Source organism: Azospirillum ramasamyi (assembly GCF_003233655.1).
Lineage (GTDB): Bacteria > Pseudomonadota > Alphaproteobacteria > Azospirillales > Azospirillaceae > Azospirillum > Azospirillum ramasamyi.
The window spans coordinates 421,751-444,224 of record NZ_CP029829.1; the positions used below are offsets into that span (position 1 = coordinate 421,751).

The following is a 22,474-nucleotide window of genomic DNA, read 5'->3' on the forward strand; positions in this document are numbered from 1 at the left end:
TTGAACCGGAGCCCGCCGCTTGTCAAGTATGTATCCGCATACTTATTATCGGGCCGACGGCAGCAGGTGAGAGGGACGGGTTTTGGACGCAAGCAGGGACGCGGAGGGCTGTTGCCCCGGCAACGGCGCCACCGACGCAGCATGCGAGGGCGGGGTGCGCAAGCGCGACCGTGCCGCGACGGAAGGCGCGCTGCTCGACGCCGCCAAGCTGGTTTTCGCCGAACGCGGCTTCGACGCGGCGACGACGCGCGAGATCGCCGGGCGGGCCGGGGTCAACGAACAGCTGATCCAGCGCTATTTCTCGGGCAAGAGCGGGCTGCTGCTGGCGGTGGTGGAACGCTATTGGCGCGAGGAATCGGGCGGCTGCCAGCTGCCGCCGCCGGACGAGGATCTGGAGACCGACCTTGCCCGCTTCCTGCACGCGCAGTTGAAGCACAGCTGGGAATGCCGTGACTTCACCCGCGTCGTGCTGGCCCGCGCCCTGGTCGACCAGGCGGTGGCGGACGAGATGGCCCGCACCCTGTCGCAGAGCCGCATTCCCTGCCTGCTGAAGCGACTGGAAGGGTTTCGCGACCGCGGCGCCATCGCCGCCGACGCCGACCTCGGCAATGTGGCGGCCGGCATCGCGACGCTCAGCTTCGGGCTGGGCTTCCTCGATCAGGTGGTGTTCGGCCGCGACGACGCCGGCATCTGCGCCATGGTCGGCACGCTGGCCCACACCATCGCCCACGGCCTGACGCCGCGGTAACGGTCACTCCGCGACGGTCGCGGTACGGGCGGCGGTTCGGTGGCTGTACACCGCGTCGGCGGTGAAGACGGCCAGCGCCACCCAGATGCAGGCGAAGGTGATGGCATGGCTGCGGGTGAAGGCCTCGCCATAGACCAGCACGCCCAGCAGAAGCTGTCCGGTCGGCCCGACATATTGCAGCAGGCCGAGCGTGGTCATGGTCAACCGGGTCGCGCCGATCATGAACAGCACCAGCGGCACCGCGGTCATCGGCCCGGCCAGCACCAGCAGGGCGCTCTCGCCCCATTCATGGCCGAAGGCCCCGCTTTCGCCCAGCCACAGCAGATAGCCGAGAGCGGCCGGCAGCAGCAGCGCGGTTTCCACGAGCAGGCCGGCCACCGGATCGACAGCCGCCTTCTTGCGCACCAGCGCATAGAAACCGAAGGACAGCGCCAGCGACAGGGCGACCCAGGGCACGGCGCCGTAGCTGACGACGAGGCTGCCGACACCGGCCGCGGCGATGACGACCGCCAGCATCCGCCCGCGGCTGAGCCGTTCGTTCAGGAACAGCACGCCCAGCAGCACATTGACCAGCGGGTTGATGAAGTATCCCAGGCTGGCCTCGACCAGGCGGCTGTTGACCACCGCCCAGATGAAGACGGTCCAGTTGGTGGTCACCAGCAGCGTGGTGACCAGGAACACGCCCAGCCGGCGCCAGCTTCCCACCGCCGCCACGATCGCCGCCGGCCCGCGGGTGGCCAGCACGCCGATGCCGACCAGCACCACAGTCCACACCACGCGGTGCGCCACGATCTCCACCGCGCCGACATCGCCCAGCGATTTGAAGAAGACCGGGTTGACCAGCCCCCAGATCAGGTAGGAGGCCAGCGCCGCGACGAACGCCGCGGTTGTGGAGGTCGGGGCCTTGGCGGGGGGCGGGGTCTGAACCATACCGTCCGTTTAGCACATTGTTTGCGCAGTCCGGCAGCGGGCGGACGAACATGGCCGGGCTGCGCAACCGGCATCACTCCCGCCCCGCGCCCTCTTCCCCCAACAAAAAACCCCGCCGAAGCGGGGCTTTTCGCTGTGGTCCCTGAAGAACCCGGCCGTATCAGGCGGCGGTGGCGACGCCCTTGTCGGCCATCAGGGTCTGCAGTTCGCCCGACTCGTACATTTCGCGGACGATGTCGCAGCCGCCGACCAGCTCGCCCTTGACGTAGAGCTGCGGGAAGGTCGGCCAGTTCGAGTATTCCTTCAGTCCCTGGCGCAGGCCCGGATCCTCCAGGATGTTGACGCCCTTGAACTTGACGCCGGTGTGGCTCAGCACCTGGACGACGGCGGCGGAGAAGCCGCACTGCGGGAACACCGGGGTGCCCTTCATGTACAGCACGACATCGTTGTTCTTGATGTCCTGCTCGATGCGCTCGACGACGTTCTGATCGACCATGACTCGATAACCCTTCCGATTCGGTCCGGCTGTGCCGGAACCATGTCCGTTACGACTTGTCTTCAGGCGCCTTCGGGCGGCTTTGACTTTCAGGCGCCTTCCGGCATCCGTCCTCAGGCGCCTTCCGGCACCGCGGTGGTCAGCGCCAGGGCGTGCAGTTCGCCGCCCATCTTGCCCTGCAGGGACGCGTAGACCATCTGGTGCTGCTGCACCCGGCTCTTGCCCTTGAAGGCGGCGGAGGTTACGAGGGCGGCATAGTGGTCGCCGTCGCCCCGCAGATCCGCGATCTCGACGACCGCGTCCGGGATGCCCTCCTTGATGAGCTTTTCGATCGTGGCGGCTTCCATCGCCATGGGTCCAATCCTCGTTCTGTTCAGGGCTCTGTTCAGGATTGCCCCGCCCGGGCACATGCTTTTCAAGATAGAGTAGGCGCGGGCGCGCCGTTTGTCATCCACCGGCAAATATTTGCCGGAATGCGGAAGACGCCGGGACGGCCCGCGCCATCAGAAGGTCACTCGCCGAAAACGCGCTTGAACACCGTGTCGACATGCTTGGTGTGATAGGACATGTCGAACATCGGCTCCAGCTGGTCGCGGCTGATGTGCTTGGCGATGTCGGGGTCGGCCGACAGCAGATCCAGATAGTTGCCGCCCTTCTCCCACACCTGCATGGCGTTGCGCTGCACCGCCTTGTAGCTGTCCTCGCGGCTCATCCCGGCCTGGGTCAGCGCCAGCAGGACGCGCTGCGAGAAGACCAGACCGCCCAGATCGTCCAGGTTCTTCTGCATGCGCTCCGGATAGACCACCAGCTTTTCCATCATGCCGGTCAGGCGCGCCAGGGCGAAGTCCAGCGTGACGGTGGCGTCGGGGCCGATCATGCGCTCGACCGAGCTGTGGGAGATGTCGCGCTCGTGCCAAAGCGCCACGTTCTCCAGCGCCGGGACCACGGCGGAGCGCACGATGCGGGCAAGACCGGTCAGGTTCTCCGACAGGACCGGGTTGCGCTTGTGCGGCATCGCCGACGAGCCCTTCTGGCCGGGGTGGAAATACTCCTCGGCCTCGCGCACTTCGGTGCGCTGCAGATGGCGGATTTCCGTCGCCAGGTTCTCGATGCTCGACGCGATCACGCCCAGGACGGAGAAGTAGAAGGCGTGGCGGTCGCGCGGGATGACCTGGGTCGACACCGGCTCCACCGACAGGCCCAGCTTGGCGGCGACATGCTCCTCCACCCGCGGGTCGATGTTGGCGAAGGTGCCGACGGCGCCGGAGATGGCGCAGGTGGCGATGTCGTGGCGCGCCTGGACCAGACGCTCGCGCCCGCGGGCGAAGGCGGCGTAATGGCCGGCCAGCTTCAGGCCGAAGGTCGTCGGCTCGGCATGGATGCCGTGGCTGCGGCCGATGGTGACGGTGTCCTTGTACTCGTAGGCCCGGCGCTTCAGCGCCGCCAGCAGCGCGTCCATGTCGGCCAGCAGCAGGTCGGCGGCCTGGGTCAGCTGGACGGCGAGGCAGGTGTCGAGCACGTCCGACGAGGTCATGCCCTGGTGGACGAAGCGGGCCTCGGGGCCGACATATTCGGCGAGGTTGGTCAGGAAGGCGATGACGTCGTGGCGGGTCTCCCGCTCGATCTCGTCGATGCGGTCGATCTCCCACTTGCCGCGCTCCCACACCGCCTTGGCGGCCTCCTTCGGGATCACGCCCAGCTCGGCCTGCGCGTCGCAGGCGTGCGCCTCGATCTCGAACCAGATGCGGAAGCGGTTTTCCGGCTCCCAGATGCGGGCCATTTCGGGGCGGGTATAGCGGGGGATCATCGGCACTCTCCGGAGGATGCGGGCGCTGGATTGAGGGTGGCTTGCGGGTCTCATAGCACGCGCGCGCGACCATAGCGGTGCCCGGGTGCGTTTTAAAGCCTCGCGATGCCCCGGGCCGTGCCCGTCCGGGCCGGGCCGTCCTCGGGTGCATTAATGTTAGCGGTCGAACCGTTGCCGGCCTAAGGGAATCCGCGCCTAAGGCCCGGCCGGCGAAGTTTCCGCTGTTTCCCTATGGACTTGCCGCTGCGCCGCGACGGCGATCAGGAGGAGAGGAAAACAGTCAAAGAGTCGCGCCCCGGTGGGCGCGCTTCGCTTGCGGTTGAATCCGTGCGAGCATTAAGCAACACTTGCACAGCGCATCGGGGCCGGGCCCAGCCGGTTTCCGGGAGTTTCATCAGATCAGGCCATCCGAAAGGAGCCCTTCTTGTCCGACCCCGTCGCCGAGCTGGTCCGTGCGCCGTCGCGCTCGTCGGACGAGGCCCGGCTCTACCGCCTGCAATTCCTGGCGTCGATGGCGCTGGTGTCGGCGCTCGTCCTCGGGCTCGGCTTCTATTTCGTCTGGCAGCATTGGGCCGATCTCGAGCACGATCTGCAGCAGAGCGAGGCGCGCTATGTCCAGGAACAGCATCAGGCTCTGGTGCAGGAGGTCGAGAACGCCCGATCCTATCTGGCCTACATGCGCTCGCGCGTCGAACCGCTTCTGAGGGAGCATCTGCGCGCCCAGGTGTCCGAGGCCCATGCCATCGCCCGCAGCATCCACGACCGGGAAAAGGACATCCTGCCCGACGCGGCGGTGAAGGAATCCATCAAGGAGACGCTGCGGCCGCTGCGCTTCTCCGGCGGGCGCGGCTACTACTTCATCAACGACCTGGACGGCCGGTCGGTGCTGATGCCGATCGAACCGGCGCGGGAGGGAACGTTGCCCCTCGCGGCCACCGATCCCCAGGGTGCCGTGGCGGTGCGCGAGTTGATGCGGGCGGTCCAGGATCCCAACCTGCGCGGTTTCGCCCGCTACCGCTGGCGCATGCCCGACGACCCGGAGCGGATGGTGGAGAAGCTGGCCTTCGTCCGCCGCTTCGAACCCTTCGACTGGCTGATCGGCGCCAGCGATTCGCTGGAGGCGGCGGAGGCGCAGCTTCAGCGCGAATCTCTGGAACGGCTGCGGGCCTTCCGCTTCGGAGAGACCGGCTACATCGGCGTGCTGCGCCAGGACGGGCAGGTTCTGCTGTCGCCCACCGCGCCTGCATCGGAGGGAATGAACGCGCGCGACCTGCCGTGGAAGACCGAACGCGATCTCGTCACCCGACTGCTGGAGCAGGGACGCCAGGGCGGCGGGGAGGTGCGTTACGACTGGGTCCATCCGGTTACCGCGCGGCCGACGCCGAAGATGGCCTATGTCTCCGCCCCCACGGTGTGGGGCTGGATCCTGGTCGCCGGCTTCTACATCGATGATGTCGGCAAGGAGATGGAGATCCGCCGGGCGGAAATCAGCCGCGGCGTCAACCAGCGGGTCTGGACCACGGTCGCGGTGCTGGGCGTGGCGCTGGCCGCGTCGGTCGGCGTGTCCTGGCTGGTCACCGGCTGGATCCGGCGCATCGTCGGCAGCTACCAGCTGCGGGTCCGGCACAGCGACAGCATGCTGCGCGAACGGGCGCGGCAGCTCTACCTCGCCAACTTCTTCGTCGACCATGTATCGGAGATCGTCGTCCTGGCCGATGCCGATCTGCGCATCGCCTACATAAACCCCTTCGGCTGCAAGGCGCTGGGCGGGACGCCGGAAGATCTGGCGATGGGGCAGGCCGATCTGCTGAAACGCTTCGCCGCGGAGGGCGAGGACGCGGCCAGCCATTACGAGACGGTCTACCACGCCCCGGACGGCCGCAGGCTGGACCTGGAGGTCACGGCCAGCCGCATCACCTATGAAGGCGACGTCTACTACTCCGCCATCGCCCGCGACATCACCGAGCGCAAGCGGTCGGAATGGCAGCTGCGGCTGTCGGCCAAGGTGTTCGACAACGCGGCGGAGGGGATGTTCGTCGCCAACGAGGACAAGCAGATCGTCGCCGCCAACGACGCCTTCTCCCGCATCACCGGCTATGACCGGGAGGAGGTACTGGGCCGCGGTCCCGAATTCCTGCGCTCCGACCACAACCCGCCGGGCTTCTACGAGGAGCTGTGGACGCAACTGCGCGAGAACGGCCATTGGGCCGGCGAGATCTGGAGCACCCGCAAGAACGGCGAGGCGTTCCCGGAATGGCTGAGCGTCAAGCTGGTGCGGAACGAGAATGGGGTGGTCGTCAATTACATCGCCGCCTTCACCGACATCACCGCGACCAGGGCGCAGGAGGAGCGCATCCGCCATCTGGCTCAGTTCGATTTCCTGACCGACCTGCCCAACCGCTTCCTGCTGCGCGACCGGCTGGAGCGCGCCCTGCTGGCCGCCGGGCGGCACGGCACCAGGGTGGGGCTGCTGTTCGTCGATCTCGACCGTTTCAAGACCATCAACGACAGCCTGGGCCATCAGGTCGGCGACGGGCTGCTGCGCGAGGTGGCGGTGCGGCTGCTCGGCACCGTGCGGGCCAGCGACACGGTCAGCCGCCAGGGCGGCGACGAGTTCATCATCCTGATCAGTGACATGGACAACCCCGATGCGGCCGGCATCGTGGCGCGCAAGGTGCTGCACGCCCTGTCCGAGCCCTATCTGATCGACGGGCACGAACTGCAGGTCACGCCCTCCATCGGCATCGCCGTCTATCCAGACGACGGCACCGGCATCGACGGGTTGCTGAAGAGCGCCGACATGGCGATGTACGCCGCCAAGGAGGCCGGGCGCGCCACCTACCAGTTCTTCACGCCGGAACTGAACCAGCGCGCCTCGGACCGGATGTGGACGGAAAACAACCTGCGCCGCGCGCTGGCCAACAACGAGCTGGAGCTGCATTTCCAACCGCAGTTCTCGCTGGACGGCCGTCGGCTTGTCGGGGCGGAGGCGCTGGTGCGCTGGCGCCAGCCCGACGGCACGCTGATCATGCCCGGCCAGTTCATTCCGGTGGCCGAGGATACCGGCCTGATCCTGCCGCTGGGCGACTGGGTGCTGGGGGAGGCCTGCCGCCGCGCGGCGGAACTGCTGCGGCACCGGGATCTGCTGATCGCCATCAACCTGTCGGCGGTGCAGGTGCGCCGCCCCGGGCTGGCGGAGCGGGTGGCCGGCTGGCTGTCGGCCTACGGCATTCCGCCCTCGGCACTGGAACTTGAGGTGACGGAAAGCGTCCTGATGGACGATTCCGACGTGGTGTCGGAAACCTTCTCGCAGCTGCGCGAGATGGGGGTGCCGCTCGCCATCGACGATTTCGGCACCGGCTATTCCTCGCTGGCCTATCTGAAGCGCTTCCGTGTGGACAAGCTGAAGATCGACCGCAGCTTCGTCAGCGGCCTGCGCGCCGGCAACCCGGACAGCGGCGCGATTGCGGAGGCGATCATCGGCATGGCGCGGTCCCTGCGCATGCAGACGCTGGCCGAGGGGGTGGAGACGGAGGAGCAGTATCACTGCCTCGCCGCCATGGGCTGCGACCAGTGCCAGGGCTATCTGCTGGGCCGTCCCATGCCCTTCGAGGACTTCCTGGACTTCGTCCGGCGCGATGCCGAAGCCGCGCGGGCGCAGATGGCGGAGACGGTGAAGTAGGGGGCGCGGGCCGCTTGCCGTCGCAGGCACGGGCCTGCGGGGCCGCAGTCGCGGCCCTTACCGCCGCGCGCAAGCCGGAACTTTCGCCCGGCGGTATTATCCGTAGCGCAGCAGCCGCGTTCCGTTGGCCTTCAGCCAGGCCCGAGGCAGTTCGACGTTCTGCCCGGCGGTCAGGCTGGCGCACAGCGCCCAGAAGCGCGGCGAGTGGTTCATCTCGCGCAGGTGCGCCACCTCATGCCCGACGACATAGTCCAGCACCGGTTCCGGCGTGAGGATCAGCCGCCAGGAGAAGGACAGCCGGCCGGTGGACGAGCAACTGCCCCAGCGGCTCCTGGTGTCCCGGATGGTGACGGCGGCGACGCGGGCGCCGATGGACGCGGCCTTGACGCGGGCGCGGGTCGCCAGTTCGCGCTTCGCCTCGGCGGTCAGGAAATCGCGGACGCGGCGGGCCACATGTTCCGGCTGGCCGCCGACCAGCAGGGCGCCCTCCTCGATCCGGGTCGGGCCGCGCAGGGCGGGGTCGTGGCGGATGACATGCTCGACGCCGAGGTAAGGCACGCTGGCGCCGTCGGCGAAGGGCAGGGACGGCGGCATGGCGGCGAGCCGCGCCCGCAGCCAGCCGTCATGCCGGCCGACGAACTGGCGGGCGTCGGTTTCCGACACGCCGACCGGCACGACAACCTGCACCAGTCCGCGCCCGGCATCGACGCGCAGGGTCATGCGGGTGGCCCGCGCGCTCTCCCGCAGCTCCAGCGGAATCGGCAGGCCGGAAATCTCCAGCGCACGCGGCGGCTGGGGCGGCCGGGCGGCGGGTCGCTTGCGCTTGCGCAAGAGGGCGGGGAGGGAAGGGCGGCGCTGCACCATGCCGTCTTATAGCGCGGCTTCGGCTGCATGCGAAAGCGTCCTCCCGCCTTGACGGCGAAGGGGCTACGGCGCAGCCTCGGCTTAAAGCATTAGTGCCTTTGAACGAACCATAGGATATGGAATCGACTGAGGTCGCATTTGACACGATCGATCGGAGCACAAGATAAAGCAGAGGTAACGCGGTGGTCCCAAGACTCCCGTTCGCCCGGACTTCAAAGCGCCTGTTTCCCGTATCGTCAGTCTTCCCCGCAGATTCGCCGAGTACATGCCGATGCCTCTCATCCAAGTACAGACGCCGACCCGCGCGGACTGGTTCGACGCGCTTATTTCAACCAACGACGCCCCCCATGCGTTGCTTGGCGAAGACGGGCGCGTGCTGGTGGCGAACCGTGCCTTCGCCGAGGCGCTCGGCCTCGCCCGGGATGCGGTGGAGGGGCGGACCCTGGCGGAGGGCGGGCTGGCGGCGGAGGTGGCCGAGGCGATCGACGGGCTGCGGCGCCAAGTGATGGCGACGGGCATGCCGGTGAGCGGTACCGGACTGTTTCCCGGACCGGGGCAGGCCGTGGCGCTGAACCCGGTGCGGGATGCCGGCGGCGCCGTCCGCGCGGTGGCGCTGATCGCCGATGCCGGTGCCGCCGCCCTGGCCGAGGCGCGGGCGGAGGCTGCGCAGGCGCGGGCCGACGCGGAGCGCGCCCGCACCGCGAAGGGCAAGTTCCTGTCGGCGGCGAGCCATGATCTGCGCCAGCCCTTCCAGGCGATGCACCTGTTCCACCATCTGCTGATGGGCCAGCTCACCGATCCGGCCTCCATCGAACTGGCGAACAAGCTGGAGCAGGCGATCGTCGGCGGCGAGACCCTGCTGCGCGCCCTGCTGGAGGTGTCGGCGCTGGAGGCCGGGCTGGTCACCGCCAATCCGCAGACCTTCCCGGTCGATGAACTGCTCGCCAAGATGCTGGAGGAGTTCGGGCCGGAGGCGGAGGCCAAGGGGCTGCGCTTCAACGTCCGTCCGCTCGACGCCCAGGTCACCAGCGACCCTGCGCTGATGGAGCGGCTGCTGCGGCCGATCCTGGCGAACGCCCTGCGCTACACCCTGAAGGGCGGCATCCTGCTGGCGGCGCGGCGGCGCGGCGACAGCCTGCGCATCGAGGTATGGGACACCGGCGTCGGCATCGACCCGGCCAACCATGCCGTGATCTTCGAGGACTTCCACCAGCTCGGCAATCCCGGCCGCGACCGCAAGCAGGGGCTGGGGCTGGGGCTGGCCATCGTGCGCCGGCTGGGGCAGGTGCTGGGGCATCCGGTGACGGTGCGCTCCAGGCTCGGCAAGGGTTCGGTCTTCGCGGTGGAGGTGCCGCTGGCCGGCCCGGACGGCGACCGGTCGGGCGAGGATTCCGCCGACAGCGAACCCGAGCCGGCGGTCGGAACGCCCGCTTCCGCCGCTCCGGCGAAGGCCGGCACGGTGCTGGTGATCGAGGACGACGCCATGCAGTTGGAGGGTATCGGCATGCTGCTGCGCGGTTGGGGCTATGCCGTCATCCCCGCCCGCGGCATCGTCGAGGCCTGCGCCGAGCTGGACAGCGCCGCCGCCGCCCCGGATCTCGTGTTGTCCGACCTGCGCCTGTCGGGGCTGGAGACCGGCATCGACGCCATCCACGCGGTGCGCGCCCGTTGCGGCCGGCGCGTGCCGGGCGTGATCGTGACCGGCGACACCGACCCCGACCGCCTGCGCAGCGTCGACCGCAGCGGCCTGTCGCTGGTCCACAAGCCCTGCGACCCCGTGGCCCTGCGCCGCCTGCTCAGTCACAGTCTGCAGGCGGGGGCGGCTGCTCTTCCGGCGGGTGCATGGCGGTCGGGCATCCCCTGTTCGCGTTAGCCTTTACGCGCCTGGGCGTTTTCGCTCCGCAACATCCCGGCCGGCGGCCATTCCACGTCACAAGACTGTAATGCCGCGTCTTGACAGAGCCAGCCCTGCGTGGGCAGTGTGACGCTTAGAGCAACCAAACAATTTCGAAAGCGATCATCAGGTTATCGGCACTTTTCGAAAGCGCAAACGGATGGCCGGACAGAAGGCCGCATGCGTCTGCCACCAAAACTTCACGAAAGCGTCGCGGGACGGCAACCCATTGCCCTCATGACAACCGCGCACCTTACCGGGACAGGGAGACCCACTGCATGTTGACCCGCCGCAAGCTTGCCCTCCTGACGGGCGCCGCCACCACCACCGCACTGCTGCTCGCCGCCCTTCCGGGGTCCGCGCTGGCGCAATCGAAGACGGTGATCGATTTCTGGCACGGCCTGCCGCAGCCGCTGGGCGGCCAGTTGGAGCAGGTCGTCAAGGACTTCAACGACAGCCAGCAGGCGGTCCAGGTCAACCCCTCCTACAAGGGGGCCTATCCCGAGACGATGCAGGCGGCCATCGCCGCCTTCCGCGCCGGCAACGCGCCGCATGTCGTCCAGATGTTCGAGGTCGGAACGGCAACGATGATGGCCGCCGGCCCGGCGATCAAGCCGGTCTACCAGCTGATGCAGGAGACGGGGGCGTCCTTCGACGCCGACGCCTACATCCCGGCGGTGAAGGGCTATTACTCGTCCAAGGACGGCAAGATGATGGCGCTGCCGTTCAACAGCTCCAGCACCATCATGTTCTACAACAAGGACGCCTTCCAGAAGGCCGGCCTCGACCCGAACAAGCCGCCGGCGACCTGGCCGGAGATGATCGAGGCGGCGAAGAAGCTGAAGGCGTCGGGCTCCACCTGCCCGATGACCACCTCATGGCCGGTGTGGGCGCAGTTCGAACAGCTGGGCGCCATCCACAACACCCCCTTCGCCAGCCAGTCCAACGGCTTCGGCGGGCTGAACGCCGAGCTGAAGATCGACGCCCCGCTCTTCGTCAAGCATGTGCAGACGCTGATCGACATGCAGAAGGAGGGGCTGTTCAAGTATGGCGGCCGCGACAACAAGCCGGACGCCCTGTTCCCGTCGGGCGAATGCGCGATGATCCACGGCTCGTCCGGCCTGCGCAGCCGCACCAGCAAGGAGGCGAATTTCGCCTGGGGCGCCGCCCCGCTGCCCTATTGGCCGGAATTCGCCAAGGACGGCCCGAAGAACAGCATCATCGGCGGCGCCGCCTTCTGGGTCATGACCTCGCCCAAGCGCACGCCGGCCGAGTACAAGGCGGTGTCGGAGTTCTTCAGCTATCTCGCCCGGCCGGAGGTCGATGCGAAGTGGCACATGGACACCGGCTATGTCCCGGTGACGATGAAGGGCTTCGAACTGGCCAAGGCCCAGGGCTATTACGAGAAGAACCCCGGCGCCGACGTGCCGGCCACCCAGCTGACCCGCACGCCCACCACCGAGAACAGCATGGGCCTGCGGCTGGGCAACCTGCCGGAAATCCGCAACATCATCCAGGAAGAGCTGGAGAAGGCCTTCCAGGGCCAGCAGGACGCCCGCCAGGCGCTGGACTCCGCGGTGAAGCGCGGCAACGCCGTGCTGCGCAACTTCGAGCGCGCCAACAAGGGCTGAGGCAGGTTGTAACCTCGCCGGGATCCCCTCTTCCCGCCCTCCGGGGGAGAGGGGGAAATCCTCCAAGCGCTCCGCACAATCCACGAAAGACCAAGCTTTGCAGCGTCGCGTGACATTCGACAACCGGCTGCTGCCCTACCTGCTGCTTGCGCCTCAGGTGGTGGTGACGCTGGTGTTCTTCATCTGGCCGGCGGCCCAGGCCGTCTGGCAGTCGGTGCATCTGCAGGACGCCTTCGGCATCCGCAGCGAGTTCGTCTGGTTCGAGAATTTCGAGCATGTGCTGACCGATCCGAACTATCTCGACACGCTGAAAGTCACGGTGATCTTCAGCGTCGCGGTCACCGTGCTGTCGATGGGCACGGCGCTGCTGCTGGCTGTGCTCGCCGATTCCAGGATCAAGGGGGCGCACGCCTACAAGACGCTGCTGATCTGGCCCTATGCCCTGGCGCCGGCGGTCGCGGCGGTGCTGTGGATGTTCATCTTCAACCCCGACATCGGGTCGTTCGGCCGGGCGCTGAGGGCGCTCGGCTATGATTGGGACTACCGGCTGAACGGCGGGCAGGCGCTGTGGATGGTCATCATGGCCGCCAGTTGGAAACAGGTGGCCTACAACTTCATCTTCTTCCTGGCCGGCCTGCAGGCGATCCCGCGCTCGGTGATCGAGGCGGCCAGCATCGACGGCGCCGGCCCGGTCCGGCGTTTCTGGACCATCACCTTCCCGCTGCTGTCGCCGACCACCTTCTTCCTGCTGGTGGTCGACATGGTCTACGCCTTCTTCGAGACCTTCGGCACCATCCATGCCCTGACCCAGGGCGGGCCCGGCAAGGCGACGGAGACGCTGATCTTCCGCGTCTACCATGACGGCGTGGTCAACAACGACCTCGGCGGATCGTCGGCCCAGTCGGTGATCCTGATGGTGATCGTCATCGCCCTGACCGCGGTGCAGTTCCGGTACATCGAGCGCAAGGTCCATTACGCATGAAGCCGACGCGATTCATCGACCTCGTGCCGCACATCGTCCTGATCGCCGGCGTCCTCATCTTCGCCTATCCGATCTATGTGACGCTGATCGGCTCCACCTGGGATTCCGGCACCATCGGCCGCGGCGGGCTGCCGCTGTGGCCGGGCGGGCAGGGAGTGGACAACTACGCCCAGGCCTGGGCCGGCGAGGCGGGCGCACGCGCCACATACACGCCCGTCCGCACCATGATGCTGAACAGCCTCGTCATGGCGCTGGCCATCGCGCTGGGGAAGATCGCCATCTCGATCCTGTCGGCCTATGCGGTGGCCTTCTTCCGCTTCCCGCTGCGCATGGCCTTCTTCTGGCTGATCTTCATCACCCTGATGCTGCCGGTCGAGGTGCGCATCATCCCGACCTACAAGGTCGTCGCCGATCTCGGCCTGATCAACACCTATGCCGGTCTGGCCATCCCGCTGATCGCGTCGGCCACGGCGACGCTTCTGTTCCGCCAGTTCTTCCTGACCATTCCGGACGAGTTGCTGGAGGCCGCCAAGATCGACGGCGCCGGGCCGGTGCGCTTCTTCATCGACGTGGTCCTGCCGCTGTCGCGCACCAACATCGCCGCGCTCTTCGTCATCCTCTTCATCTATGGCTGGAACCAGTATCTCTGGCCGCTTCTGGTCACCAGCAGCGGCGACATGGAAACCATCGTGACCGGCATCACCAAGATGATCGGCACCGGTGAATCGGCCAACGACTGGAACCTCATCATGGCGACCACGGTGCTGGCGATGCTGCCGCCGGTGGCGGTAGTGGTGCTGATGCAGCGCTGGTTCGTCAAGGGCCTGGTGGACAGCGAAAAGTAAGACGCGGACGAAGGAAAGAAGAACAATGGCAACCGTTGAAATCCGCGACGTCCGCAAATCCTACGGGCCGGTCGAAGCGATCAAGGGCATCGACATCGCGATCCGGGACGGCGAGTTCCTCGTCCTGCTGGGGCCGTCCGGCTGCGGCAAGTCCACCCTGCTGCGCATGGTCGCCGGGCTGGAGGGCATCACCGGCGGCGAGATCGCCATCGGCGGGCGCGTGGTCAACCATCTGGAACCCAAGGACCGCGACATCGCTATGGTGTTCCAGAACTACGCGCTCTACCCGCACATGACGGTCTTCGACAACATGGCCTATGGCCTGAAGATCCGCGGCATTCCCCAGGCGGAGATCCGGGCGCGGGTCGACAAGGCGGCGGAGATCCTGGAACTGGAGCGCTTCCTCGACCGCCGGCCGAGCCAGCTGTCGGGCGGCCAGCGCCAGCGCGTCGCCATGGGCCGCGCCATCGTGCGCGAGCCCGCCGCCTTCCTGTTCGACGAGCCGCTGTCCAACCTGGACGCCAAGCTGCGCACCCAGATGCGGGTGGAGATCAAGCGGCTGCAGGACCGGCTGCGCATCACCAGCCTCTACGTCACCCACGACCAGGTGGAGGCGATGACGCTGGCCGACCGCATCCTGGTGATGAACCATGGCGTCGCCGAGCAGATCGGCACGCCGCTGGAGGTCTATCAGCGCCCGGCGAGCCTGTTCGTCGCCGGCTTCATCGGCTCGCCGCCGATGAATGTTCTGGACGGCCGCATCGACGACCGTGGCGAGGCGGTGCTGCTGCGGGGCGGCCAACCCGGCACCCTGCGTCTTCCGCTGCCGCTGCCGCGCCCGACCGACGCCGGCCGGCCGGTGAAGCTGGGCATCCGGCCGGAGCATCTGGCCGCCGCGGCGGAAGGCTTCTCCATCGAGGTGGAACTGGTCGAGGCGCTGGGGGCCGACACGGTGGTCTATGGCCGATTGCCGGGCGGCGAGACGCTGCTGGTCCGCATGGCCGGTCTGCCGAGCTGCCACATCGGCGACCGGCTGACCGTCGCCCCGCCGGCCGACGCCCTGCACCTGTTCGACGCGGTGACCGGGCGCCGGATCGACTGACTCCGGCGCTCGGAAACCGGCGATCAGAAATCGGAACAGCGCCCCTTGAATTCCCAGTCGCCATAGCGGGTCGGCTCCGGCCCCTTCGGGCCGCCGATCTCGCCCGGCTTCTGCTCGGGGCCCTTGGTTTCCGTGGCCTCGGCGTTGTCGGCAATCGCGCCGGTGGTGTCGGCGATCGCCTCGGCGGCGTCCTTCTGCGGCTTGGTCGGTTCGGTCATCATATCCATCGCGATAATGCGGGTATTCCGGCGGGCATCTTGAACGAGGGTCCGGACAAAACCCATATCCTGGTCATTCCGGGAGCGCGGCGTTTCAACCCGCCGACCCGCTCCTGCCCATCCTGAACCGATATGGCGATCATGACCAGCTATCTGAAGACCACCATTCTCCTTGCCGGCCTGACGGCGATCTTCATGGCGGTCGGCTTCCTGCTGGGCGGCAAGACCGGCCTGATCATCGCCTTCGTCGTCGCGCTGGGCATGAACCTGTTCAGCTATTGGAATTCCGGCGACATGGTGCTGTCGATGTACGGCGCCCGCGAGGTCGACGCCTATTCGGCGCCGGAGTTCTACGGCATCGTCGCCCGGCTGGCGGAGCGCGCCGGCCTGCCGATGCCGCGCGTCTACATCATCGAGAACGACCAGCCCAACGCCTTCGCCACCGGCCGCGATCCGGAACATGCGGCGGTCGCCGCCACCACCGGCCTGCTGTACCGCCTGACGCCGGAGCAGATCGCCGGCGTGATGGCGCATGAGCTGGCCCATGTGAAGAACCGCGACACGCTGATCATGACGATCACCGCGACCATCGCCGGTGCGGTGTCGATGCTCGCCAATTTCGGCCTGTTCTTCGGCGCCTCCAGCAGCGACGAGCGCGGCGGCAACCCGCTGGGCATGGTCGGAGCCATCCTGGCCGCCATCCTCGCCCCCATCGCCGCCACGCTGGTGCAGATGGCGATCAGCCGCACCCGCGAGTTCGAGGCCGACCGCATCGGCGCCGAGATCTGCGGCCGTCCCAACTGGCTGGCTGACGCGCTGACCAACATCCACAACAGCGCCAGCCACATTCCCAACCATCAGGCGGAGGCGCATCCGGCGACCGCCCACCTGTTCATCGCCAACCCCCTCAGCGGCGCCAGCATGGCCAGCCTGTTCTCCACCCACCCCGACATGGGCGAGCGGGTGGCGCGGCTGCGCGCGATGGCGGCCCAGAGCGGCGGCTTCGGCACTGGGTTTGGAGGCGGCTTTGGCAACGGTTTTGGTGGCGGCTTCCGGGGCAACCAGACCCCGCCGCGCGACGGCCGCTCGCCCTGGGGCGCACCGCCGCAGGGCGGCCAGGGCGGCTTCATGCCGCAGAACCGCCGCGGTCCCTGGGGCTGATCTCCGAAGCGGCCGCTGCTAAAGGATTGCGCGCCGGACGGGTGCATGACTACCCTTCCGGCCAGCGCTCAACCAAGACGGCCGCCAGGGGAAGCTTGCATGTCCGAAGTCGCGAAATACCGCCTCGTCACCCGCTCCGATTTCGATGGGCTCGTCTGCGCCGTCCTGCTGAAGGATCTGGGCATCCTCGACGAGATCAAGTTCGTCCATCCCAAGGACATGCAGGACGGCAAGATCGAGATCACCGGCCGCGACATCACCACCAACCTGCCTTACGTCGAGGGCGCCCATCTGGTGTTCGACCATCACCTGTCGGAGACCATGCGCGTCGGCGGGAAGGCGAACCACATCATCGATCCCAAGGCGCCCTCCGCCGCCCGCGTCGTCTATGATTATTACGGCGGCAAGGAGCGCTTCCCGACCATCTCCGAGGAGATGATGGCGGCGGTCGATCAGGCCGACTCGGCCCAATACCAGCGCGAGGACATCCTCAACCCCACCGGCTGGACCCTGCTGAACTTCATCATGGACGCGCGCACCGGCCTCGGCCGCTTCCGCGAGTTCCGGGTGTCGAACTACCAGCTGATGATGGACCTGATCGATTACTGCCGCAGCCATTCCATCGAGCAGATCCTGGAACTGCCCGACGTGAAGGAGCGGGTGGATCTCTACACCCAGCATGCCGAACTGTTCGTCGACCAGTTGAAGCGCTGCGCCACTGTGCGCGGCAACGTCGTCGTGCTCGACCTCCGCCGGGAGGAGACGATCTATGCCGGCAACCGCTTCATGATCTACGCGCTGTTCCCCGACACCAACGTGTCGATCCATGTGCTGTGGGGCCTGAAGCAGCAGAACACCGTGCTGGCCTGCGGCAAATCGATCCTGAACCGCAGTTCGAAGACGGACATCGGCCCGCTGATGCTGCAATATGGCGGCGGCGGCCATCAGGCGGCCGGCACCTGCCAGGTCGACAACGACCGGGCGGAAGAGGTGCTGGAGGCCATCGTCGCCCGTATGCGGGCGGACGGCTGACCTCAACCAAGCGGTTTCCAGCGCGGGTTTCAAGCGATTGAGCGGACTTCCTCTTTTCCCCGACGACGCCCTGTTCGACGCCGGCTGGCTGTCCGCCCTGTCAGACGAGGTGCCGCGGGCCGAGGCGCTCGACCGCGCCCGCCCGGTGGTGGCCGACGCCATCGCCCGCACCGATGCCGCCGGAGCGGCGGCGCTGGCCCGCATCGACGCGCTGGTGACGGGGGCGGCGCTCGACGCCATCCCGGGGCTGCTGGCGGCCGAGACGTTGGAGTTGCCGGAGGCCGCGGCGACGGCCGAACGCTCCATCCACGACCTGATGAGCCGCGTCGCCTACAAGCGGCGGGAGTTGATGCCGCTGTTCCCCGACCTGATCGAACGGGTCGCCGTCATCCATGCCGCGGCGGTGGAGGCCTGCGGCACGGCGCGCTGGCGACTGATGGCGGCGCGGGCGCGGCTGCAGCCGGGCCGGCCCTCCAGCCCGATCCAGGGCTCCGGCACCCGCTATGTGAAGAGCGACCGTTTCGACATCCGCGCCGCCGAAAGCCTGCCCGCCATCGACCGCACCCGTGCCGACCGCATCCTGAAGCGGCTGGGCGAGGCCCCGGTGCCGGACGAGCTGGAGCTTCGGCCGCTGGATGACGGCGGCGACCTGTGGACCATAAAGGCCGGCGGGATCAGCCGCTTCATCCTGCGGGTCGTGCGCGACCGGCGCGGGCCGTTCTACATGGTGGAGGATGTCGGGCCGTGGAGGGAGATGTTGATTTACTATTAATGTTCTGAAGTTCGATAGATATTTAGCGAGCTCTACTTCTTATCATTTTTTGTGTGGTCAGATATTCTAAATATATGATCCCAGCCGGGGAGCGATGGAGGTCCAGGCGGCCTTGTGTAGTTCTTCACAATTTCGAAGAATGTTTTTATAGCTGCGGTAAAGATATCGAGGGCGCGGTTAAGAGTGGTATTCCTTCTCTCTAGAATTGACGCTTCAAGTTTTGAATAATTTCTCATTATAGAGCTAATATAATCCATGTATTTTTCTATTTTAATATCATTATAGCTTGCGAACTGAGTAATTTCTTTAATATTCTGCGAGTATTGTGCTAGTTTTTCTTCGAGGGTCCGAACTGATAGTTTGGAAGAAGAAGAAACGATCTCGGCTAGATTGGCGTCAAGACCAACGAGTAAAATCGTAAAAGGTGCATGCGTCATTCTACTAGAGTTTCGAGCGTTTAATCTGACGCATATCCTGCATGTTTGAGGTAGTTCCAGCATTCGTCTGGTGTGTAGAGGTCGCAGATAGAGCCGACAGCCCTCCACAACTCCTCGATGGTACGGGCGCCGATGCGGCGGAGATGAGCTTTGAGCTTGGCGAACGCCATTTCGATAGGGTTGAGGTCGGGACTGTAGGGCGGCAGGAAGAGGAACCAAGCGCCACGTTCCTTGAGGATGGCCTTGGCCTTTTCACTCTTATGGCTGGATAGGTTGTCGAGGATGACGACATCGCCCGGCCGCAGGGTCGGGGCGAGTTGTGTCTCGACATAGGTCTCGAAGAGCGTCCGGTTCATCGCGCCCTTGATGATCCACGGGGCGGTCAGCCCGTCGCAGCGCAGGGCAGCGATGAAGGTCTGGGTGCCCCAATGGCCAAACGGCGCCGTGGCCTTGAACCGCTGGCCGCGCTTGGCCCGTCCGCGCAGTCGGGTCATCTTCGTGGTGGTTGCGGTCTCGTCGAGAAACACCAGCCGATCCGGCTCCTCGCGCATCCGGGGCTGACGGTGGCTGCGCCAACTCCGGCGGTCCTCAGCAACGTCAGCGCGACCGGCCTCGCTCGCCAGCACCGTTTTTTTTGACAGTGAAGCCGCGGGCGAGCAGGAAGCGCGACAGCGAGGCGGGGTGGACCGTGACCCCGCGCTCGGCCTTCAGCTTGGCCGCCAGTTCGGGCATGGTGATGTCGCCTTGCTTCTCCACCCAGCCGATCAGAAGTTCGGCATGCGGGGCCAGCTTGCCACCGCCCGGTGGGCGCCCCTGCCGGGCCGGGTCCAGCGAGCCCGTTGCCGCCATGCGCTGAGCAAGCCGCACGCCCGTGCTCGCGCTCACATCGAACCGGCGCGCCGCCGCCCGACGCGAACCGCCTTTCTCGACCTCTCCGTAAATCCGAACCCGAAGGTCCGACGAATAGCTGCGCCCCATGATCCACCTCCAACAACGGTGAATCACGTCAACGGCCCAAGCGCAACTGTCGATTCAGATTTCAGGCGCGATGCTCTAATCCATGCGCTGAGGTTTCTCACAAAGGTTCAAAAAGCACCGCCAACCTTTAAATTTTATCACATAGAGAATATCACATCAACCCTTCCACGCTAGAGGGTCGTGATCTCGTTCATGCATCCTTCTGGCTTTGAAACGACAGGGGAGGAGCTATCCATGGTTTAAATCCCCACCATTCCCCACAGCAGCAGCGCCACCAGCCCGACCAGCAGAAGGGCGGCGACGGCGGAGAGAGCGAGCGCTCGCCCTATGTCGGCGGAGGTGACGCGGGCGCGGCCGTCGCCGATCCAGCTTTCGCTGATGACCACGCCGCCGTCGCGGTGCGGACCGCCCAGCGCGAGGCCCAGCGCGCCGGCCATCGCCGCGATCGGCCAGCCCATGTTCAGCGACGGGTGCTTGCGCGCGTCGCTCCGCAACGTGCGGAAGGCGCTGCCGGCATTGGCGGTGCCGATGAAGGGGGCGGCGAGCGCCAGCAGCAGGCCGGCCAGCCGGGCGGGCAGGGCGTTCAGCGCGTCGTCCAAGGTTGCCGCGGTCGATCCGAAGCGGCCATGGCGGACGCCGGGGCTGCCCAGCGCGGCGTCGGCGCCGTCCATGACGGTCCAGACGAACAGGCCCGGCACGCCGAGCAGGGCATAGCCGAAGACCGGCGCCACCAGCTTGCGGTCGAAGGCGCGGGCCGCGGCCTCCACCGCCGCGCGGGCGATGCCGTGCTCGTCCAGCCCATAGACGTGGCGGCGGGTCAGCGACTGGATCGCCTCCTGGCCGGGTACCACGCCGCCGCTCTCCAGCGCGCGGCGCACCGCCCGCACGCGGGTCCAGGCCGCCCGCCCGCGCAGGCCGCAGAGCAGGGCCAGCAACTCCAGCATCCAGCCGCGCCCGATGGAGCCGACCCATTCGACCGCCAGCCCGGCCGCCACGGCGATCACCAGCAGCGCCAGCACCACCAGCGCCCCTCGGAACACCTGCGCCGTGGCGCCGCGTTCCGCCCGGTTCAGCCGGGCGTCGGCAGCGTTGCAGAAACGCCGCGCCAGCCCGGCGGGATCGGGGAGGATACGGTCCAGCCAGTCGCCGAACAGCGCGTCGATCCCCAGCGCCAGCAGCAGAAGCAGCAGCGGGCCGGGACCGCCGAAGGCCGAACCGAACATGGCGTCTCCGCAACTAGAGGATATGCATCAGCGGGGGCCGGTCAGCGGGCGCCGGCCTGGCGCAGCAGGGTGCCGACGCGGGCGTTGCGGCTTTCCTGCGCCCAGTGCAGCGCGGTACGGCCGGTGAAGTCGGAGCGGTCGACCTTGGCGCCGGCCTTCAGCAGCCGCTCCACCACGTCGGCGCGGCCGGCGCGGGCGGCGACCATCAGCGGGGTCATGCCCTCGCGGTTCTCCATGTCGACCTTGGCGCCCTTCTTCAGCAGCAGGTCGATCAGATCCGGGTTGCCGTTCTCGGCGGCGGCCAGCAGCGGGGTGTTGCCGGACTTGTCGGCGCGGTTGACGTTGGCGCCGCTGTCCAGCAGCAGGCCGGCCATCGCCGGGTTGGCCCGGTCCACCGCCGCCAACAGGGCGGTCTTGCCGTGGATGTCGGCCTGATTCGGATTCTCACCCCGCAACAGGGCGCCCTTCACCTTGGCGACGTCGCCTTCGTTGATCGCCTGCATCAGCCCGGTGTCCTGGAACAGGCTGATCTGGGCGAGGGCCGGGGCGGCGGAGCCGGCCGACAGGCCGGCGGCGAGGAGGGTGGCGAGCAGGAGCCGCTTCATGGCGGGTATCCTTCCTTGACAGCAGAGGTGCCGGATACTAGCCAAAAGTTGGGCGCCTTTGCCAGATCGGCCTTGCCGGTTCGGTGCGCGCGCCGCATTCGTCCAGGGGGCCGCCTTGCTTCGTACCGCGCTGAGCAACCCGCTCGCCCGCCACATCGCCCTGTTCCTGCTGGTGAAGGCCGTGCTGATCGGGTTCGGCCTCTGGTGGTTCCTGGGCGCCATGCCGGAACCGCGCGGCGTCCTGCCCCCGCCCGCGGCGGCTGCCCGCACCTGAGCGGGCGCCTAATCGGAAGTCTCGGCAAAAGCATGGGCGGAACCTTGGCCCCGCTTTGCGGTTGGATCCGGATTGTACGGACATCCTGCGAAGCGAAGGGGTGGAGGCATGATCGAGAGCCGCGACCAGAACCCGACCACAATCGATTCCAGCGCCTGGACCGGAGACACCGGAGGATCCGCGGACGCCACGGTGCGCGAGGCGGTGGCGATCTTCGACAGCCGCGAATCCCTGCAGAACGCCATCGACGATTTGACGCTGGCCGGTTTCCAGCGCCATGAGCTGAGCCTGCTGGCGAACGACGAGACGATCCGCGACCGGCTGGGCAGCGTGCCCGGCGATGTCGGCAGCCTCGCCCACGATCCCGACGCCCCGCGGCAGTCCTACATCTCGCCGGAGGACATCGGCAGCGGCCAGGGCGCCGCCGTCGGCTTCCCCGCCTATGTCGGCGCCATCATCGCCACCGGCGCCGTGCTGGCCACCGGCGGGACGGCGCTCGCCGCCGCCGCCGCCGCCGCGGCAGCCGGTGTGGGCAGCGGGGCCGCCGGTTCCTTCCTGTCGCAATGGATCACCGACAAGCGCAACGAGCCGATGCTGCAGCATCTCGACAAGGGCGGCATCCTGCTGTGGGTCAATGTCGGGGACGCCGCCCGCGAAAGCATCGCGCTGGAGGTGCTGAACCGCCACGCCACCCAGCCGGCCGAGGTCCACGACGTGCGGCAGACCGGGTCGATGTAGGCGGCGGAGCGTCTCATATCATCGAGCGTAAAGTCTGACACATCAGGCTTTACGC

The 22,474-nt window shown here is 67.3% G+C and carries 22 protein-coding genes; 12 read left to right on the forward strand and 10 right to left on the reverse strand.

The window, feature by feature from the left end; genetic code table 11:
• The first annotated feature begins 82 nt into the window (after positions 1–82).
• On the forward strand, positions 83–748 hold the full coding sequence (locus DM194_RS01985) for a TetR/AcrR family transcriptional regulator (RefSeq protein WP_111065682.1): 666 nt from the start codon (positions 83–85) through the stop codon (positions 746–748).
• Positions 749–751: 3 nt separating this feature from the next.
• Here the strand turns inward: DM194_RS01985 and rarD are convergent, their stop codons facing one another.
• The 4 genes from rarD to purB form a co-directional block, all read right to left on the reverse strand.
• Positions 752–1,678 carry an EamA family transporter RarD gene (gene rarD / locus DM194_RS01990; RefSeq protein ID WP_111065683.1) on the reverse strand — a complete coding sequence of 309 codons (927 nt, stop codon included), beginning with the start codon at positions 1,676–1,678 and terminating at the stop codon, positions 752–754.
• Between the two features lie 160 nt (positions 1,679–1,838).
• Positions 1,839–2,174 (reverse strand): Grx4 family monothiol glutaredoxin, encoded by a 336-nt coding sequence (gene grxD, locus DM194_RS01995; protein WP_085088255.1) that lies wholly within the window; start codon positions 2,172–2,174, stop codon positions 1,839–1,841.
• Between the two features lie 113 nt (positions 2,175–2,287).
• A complete protein-coding gene (locus DM194_RS02000; protein WP_012973287.1) occupies positions 2,288–2,527 on the reverse strand; it encodes a BolA family protein in 240 nt (79 codons plus the stop codon).
• A gap of 158 nt (positions 2,528–2,685) precedes the next feature.
• A complete protein-coding gene (purB, locus tag DM194_RS02005) occupies positions 2,686–3,981 on the reverse strand; it encodes an adenylosuccinate lyase (protein WP_111065684.1) in 1,296 nt (431 codons plus the stop codon).
• A 424-nt stretch (positions 3,982–4,405) separates the two neighbouring features.
• On the opposite strand from purB, the gene DM194_RS28920 reads away from it, so the two are divergent.
• Positions 4,406–7,663: a bifunctional diguanylate cyclase/phosphodiesterase gene (locus tag DM194_RS28920; RefSeq protein WP_111065685.1), complete on the forward strand. Its 3,258-nt coding sequence runs from the start codon at positions 4,406–4,408 to the stop codon at positions 7,661–7,663.
• Between the two features lie 96 nt (positions 7,664–7,759).
• On the opposite strand, the gene DM194_RS02015 is transcribed toward DM194_RS28920, so the two are convergent.
• The gene (locus DM194_RS02015) at positions 7,760–8,527 is read right to left on the reverse strand and encodes a M48 family metallopeptidase (protein WP_111065686.1); all 768 of its coding nucleotides are present in this window, start codon (positions 8,525–8,527) and stop codon (positions 7,760–7,762) included.
• 271 nt (positions 8,528–8,798) lie between these two features.
• Between DM194_RS02015 and DM194_RS02020 the strand changes: the two genes are divergently transcribed.
• The 5 genes from DM194_RS02020 to DM194_RS02040 all read left to right on the forward strand — a co-directional run bounded on the left by DM194_RS02020 (position 8,799) and on the right by DM194_RS02040 (position 14,981).
• Positions 8,799–10,400, forward strand: a complete 1,602-nt coding sequence (locus DM194_RS02020) for a hybrid sensor histidine kinase/response regulator (protein ID WP_246024244.1) — start codon at positions 8,799–8,801, stop codon at positions 10,398–10,400.
• A 299-nt stretch (positions 10,401–10,699) separates the two neighbouring features.
• Positions 10,700–12,052: a sn-glycerol-3-phosphate ABC transporter substrate-binding protein UgpB gene (gene ugpB / locus DM194_RS02025; protein ID WP_111065687.1), complete on the forward strand. Its 1,353-nt coding sequence runs from the start codon at positions 10,700–10,702 to the stop codon at positions 12,050–12,052.
• A 97-nt stretch (positions 12,053–12,149) separates the two neighbouring features.
• Complete coding sequence (gene ugpA / locus DM194_RS02030) at positions 12,150–13,034, forward strand: sn-glycerol-3-phosphate ABC transporter permease UgpA (RefSeq protein WP_111065688.1); 885 nt, start codon at positions 12,150–12,152, stop codon at positions 13,032–13,034.
• On the forward strand, positions 13,031–13,879 hold the full coding sequence (gene ugpE, locus DM194_RS02035; protein ID WP_111065689.1) for a sn-glycerol-3-phosphate ABC transporter permease UgpE: 849 nt from the start codon (positions 13,031–13,033) through the stop codon (positions 13,877–13,879). Before ugpA ends, ugpE begins: the two co-directional genes overlap by 4 nt.
• A 25-nt stretch (positions 13,880–13,904) precedes the next feature.
• A complete protein-coding gene (locus tag DM194_RS02040; RefSeq protein WP_111065690.1) occupies positions 13,905–14,981 on the forward strand; it encodes a sn-glycerol-3-phosphate import ATP-binding protein UgpC in 1,077 nt (358 codons plus the stop codon).
• A gap of 23 nt (positions 14,982–15,004) precedes the next feature.
• Here the strand turns inward: DM194_RS02040 and DM194_RS02045 are convergent, their stop codons facing one another.
• Positions 15,005–15,208, reverse strand: coding sequence for a succinate dehydrogenase assembly factor 4 (locus DM194_RS02045; protein ID WP_111065691.1), 204 nt, complete (start codon positions 15,206–15,208; stop codon positions 15,005–15,007).
• A gap of 123 nt (positions 15,209–15,331) precedes the next feature.
• Here DM194_RS02045 and htpX point away from each other — a divergent pair, with 123 nt between their 5' ends.
• The 3 genes from htpX (at position 15,332) to DM194_RS02060 (ending at position 18,164) form a co-directional block, all read left to right on the forward strand.
• On the forward strand, positions 15,332–16,360 hold the full coding sequence (gene htpX, locus DM194_RS02050) for a zinc metalloprotease HtpX (RefSeq protein ID WP_111065692.1): 1,029 nt from the start codon (positions 15,332–15,334) through the stop codon (positions 16,358–16,360).
• Positions 16,361–16,459: 99 nt separating this feature from the next.
• Positions 16,460–17,392 carry a DHH family phosphoesterase gene (locus tag DM194_RS02055; RefSeq protein ID WP_111065693.1) on the forward strand — a complete coding sequence of 311 codons (933 nt, stop codon included), beginning with the start codon at positions 16,460–16,462 and terminating at the stop codon, positions 17,390–17,392.
• Positions 17,393–17,429: 37 nt separating this feature from the next.
• Complete coding sequence (locus DM194_RS02060) at positions 17,430–18,164, forward strand: hypothetical protein (RefSeq protein WP_111065694.1); 735 nt, start codon at positions 17,430–17,432, stop codon at positions 18,162–18,164.
• A gap of 32 nt (positions 18,165–18,196) precedes the next feature.
• Here DM194_RS02060 and DM194_RS27970 read toward each other — a convergent pair whose 3' ends face one another.
• From DM194_RS27970 to DM194_RS02075, 4 genes are all read right to left on the reverse strand, one after another.
• The gene (locus DM194_RS27970) at positions 18,197–18,601 is read right to left on the reverse strand and encodes a hypothetical protein (protein ID WP_162629949.1); all 405 of its coding nucleotides are present in this window, start codon (positions 18,599–18,601) and stop codon (positions 18,197–18,199) included.
• A gap of 20 nt (positions 18,602–18,621) precedes the next feature.
• Positions 18,622–19,579 (reverse strand): IS630 family transposase gene (locus tag DM194_RS02065; protein WP_246024207.1). Its coding sequence is split into 2 segments (ribosomal slippage): positions 18,622–19,236 and positions 19,238–19,579, totalling 957 coding nucleotides; the frame shifts between segments, so codons are not numbered across the junction.
• A gap of 239 nt (positions 19,580–19,818) precedes the next feature.
• The gene (locus DM194_RS02070; protein WP_111065695.1) at positions 19,819–20,802 is read right to left on the reverse strand and encodes a cobalamin biosynthesis protein; all 984 of its coding nucleotides are present in this window, start codon (positions 20,800–20,802) and stop codon (positions 19,819–19,821) included.
• Positions 20,803–20,843: 41 nt separating this feature from the next.
• The gene (locus DM194_RS02075; RefSeq protein ID WP_111065696.1) at positions 20,844–21,407 is read right to left on the reverse strand and encodes an ankyrin repeat domain-containing protein; all 564 of its coding nucleotides are present in this window, start codon (positions 21,405–21,407) and stop codon (positions 20,844–20,846) included.
• A 115-nt stretch (positions 21,408–21,522) separates the two neighbouring features.
• Here DM194_RS02075 and DM194_RS27975 point away from each other — a divergent pair, with 115 nt between their 5' ends.
• The gene (locus DM194_RS27975) at positions 21,523–21,681 is read left to right on the forward strand and encodes a hypothetical protein (RefSeq protein ID WP_162629937.1); all 159 of its coding nucleotides are present in this window, start codon (positions 21,523–21,525) and stop codon (positions 21,679–21,681) included.
• 108 nt (positions 21,682–21,789) lie between these two features.
• A complete protein-coding gene (locus DM194_RS02080) occupies positions 21,790–22,419 on the forward strand; it encodes a hypothetical protein (RefSeq protein WP_111065697.1) in 630 nt (209 codons plus the stop codon).
• Positions 22,420–22,474: the final 55 nt, after the last annotated feature.

Bases quoted from the DNA above. Each gene is read 5' to 3' on its own strand.
- DM194_RS02055 (WP_111065693.1), top strand. From the start codon at position 16,460: ATGTCCGAAGTCGCGAAATACCGCCTCGTCACCCGCTCCGATTTCGAT.
- ugpB (WP_111065687.1), top strand. From the start codon at position 10,700: ATGTTGACCCGCCGCAAGCTTGCCCTCCTGACGGGCGCCGCCACCACC.
- purB (WP_111065684.1), bottom strand. From the start codon at position 3,981: ATGATCCCCCGCTATACCCGCCCCGAAATGGCCCGCATCTGGGAGCCG.
- DM194_RS02015 (WP_111065686.1), bottom strand. From the start codon at position 8,527: ATGGTGCAGCGCCGCCCTTCCCTCCCCGCCCTCTTGCGCAAGCGCAAG.
- rarD (WP_111065683.1), bottom strand. From the start codon at position 1,678: ATGGTTCAGACCCCGCCCCCCGCCAAGGCCCCGACCTCCACAACCGCG.
- DM194_RS27970 (WP_162629949.1), bottom strand. From the start codon at position 18,601: ATGACGCATGCACCTTTTACGATTTTACTCGTTGGTCTTGACGCCAAT.
- DM194_RS02020 (WP_246024244.1), top strand. From the start codon at position 8,799: ATGCCTCTCATCCAAGTACAGACGCCGACCCGCGCGGACTGGTTCGAC.
- DM194_RS02075 (WP_111065696.1), bottom strand. From the start codon at position 21,407: ATGAAGCGGCTCCTGCTCGCCACCCTCCTCGCCGCCGGCCTGTCGGCC.
- htpX (WP_111065692.1), top strand. From the start codon at position 15,332: ATGGCGATCATGACCAGCTATCTGAAGACCACCATTCTCCTTGCCGGC.
- DM194_RS02000 (WP_012973287.1), bottom strand. From the start codon at position 2,527: ATGGCGATGGAAGCCGCCACGATCGAAAAGCTCATCAAGGAGGGCATC.
- DM194_RS02070 (WP_111065695.1), bottom strand. From the start codon at position 20,802: ATGTTCGGTTCGGCCTTCGGCGGTCCCGGCCCGCTGCTGCTTCTGCTG.
- DM194_RS02080 (WP_111065697.1), top strand. From the start codon at position 21,790: ATGATCGAGAGCCGCGACCAGAACCCGACCACAATCGATTCCAGCGCC.
- grxD (WP_085088255.1), bottom strand. From the start codon at position 2,174: ATGGTCGATCAGAACGTCGTCGAGCGCATCGAGCAGGACATCAAGAAC.
- DM194_RS02045 (WP_111065691.1), bottom strand. From the start codon at position 15,208: ATGGATATGATGACCGAACCGACCAAGCCGCAGAAGGACGCCGCCGAG.
- ugpE (WP_111065689.1), top strand. From the start codon at position 13,031: ATGAAGCCGACGCGATTCATCGACCTCGTGCCGCACATCGTCCTGATC.
- DM194_RS02040 (WP_111065690.1), top strand. From the start codon at position 13,905: ATGGCAACCGTTGAAATCCGCGACGTCCGCAAATCCTACGGGCCGGTC.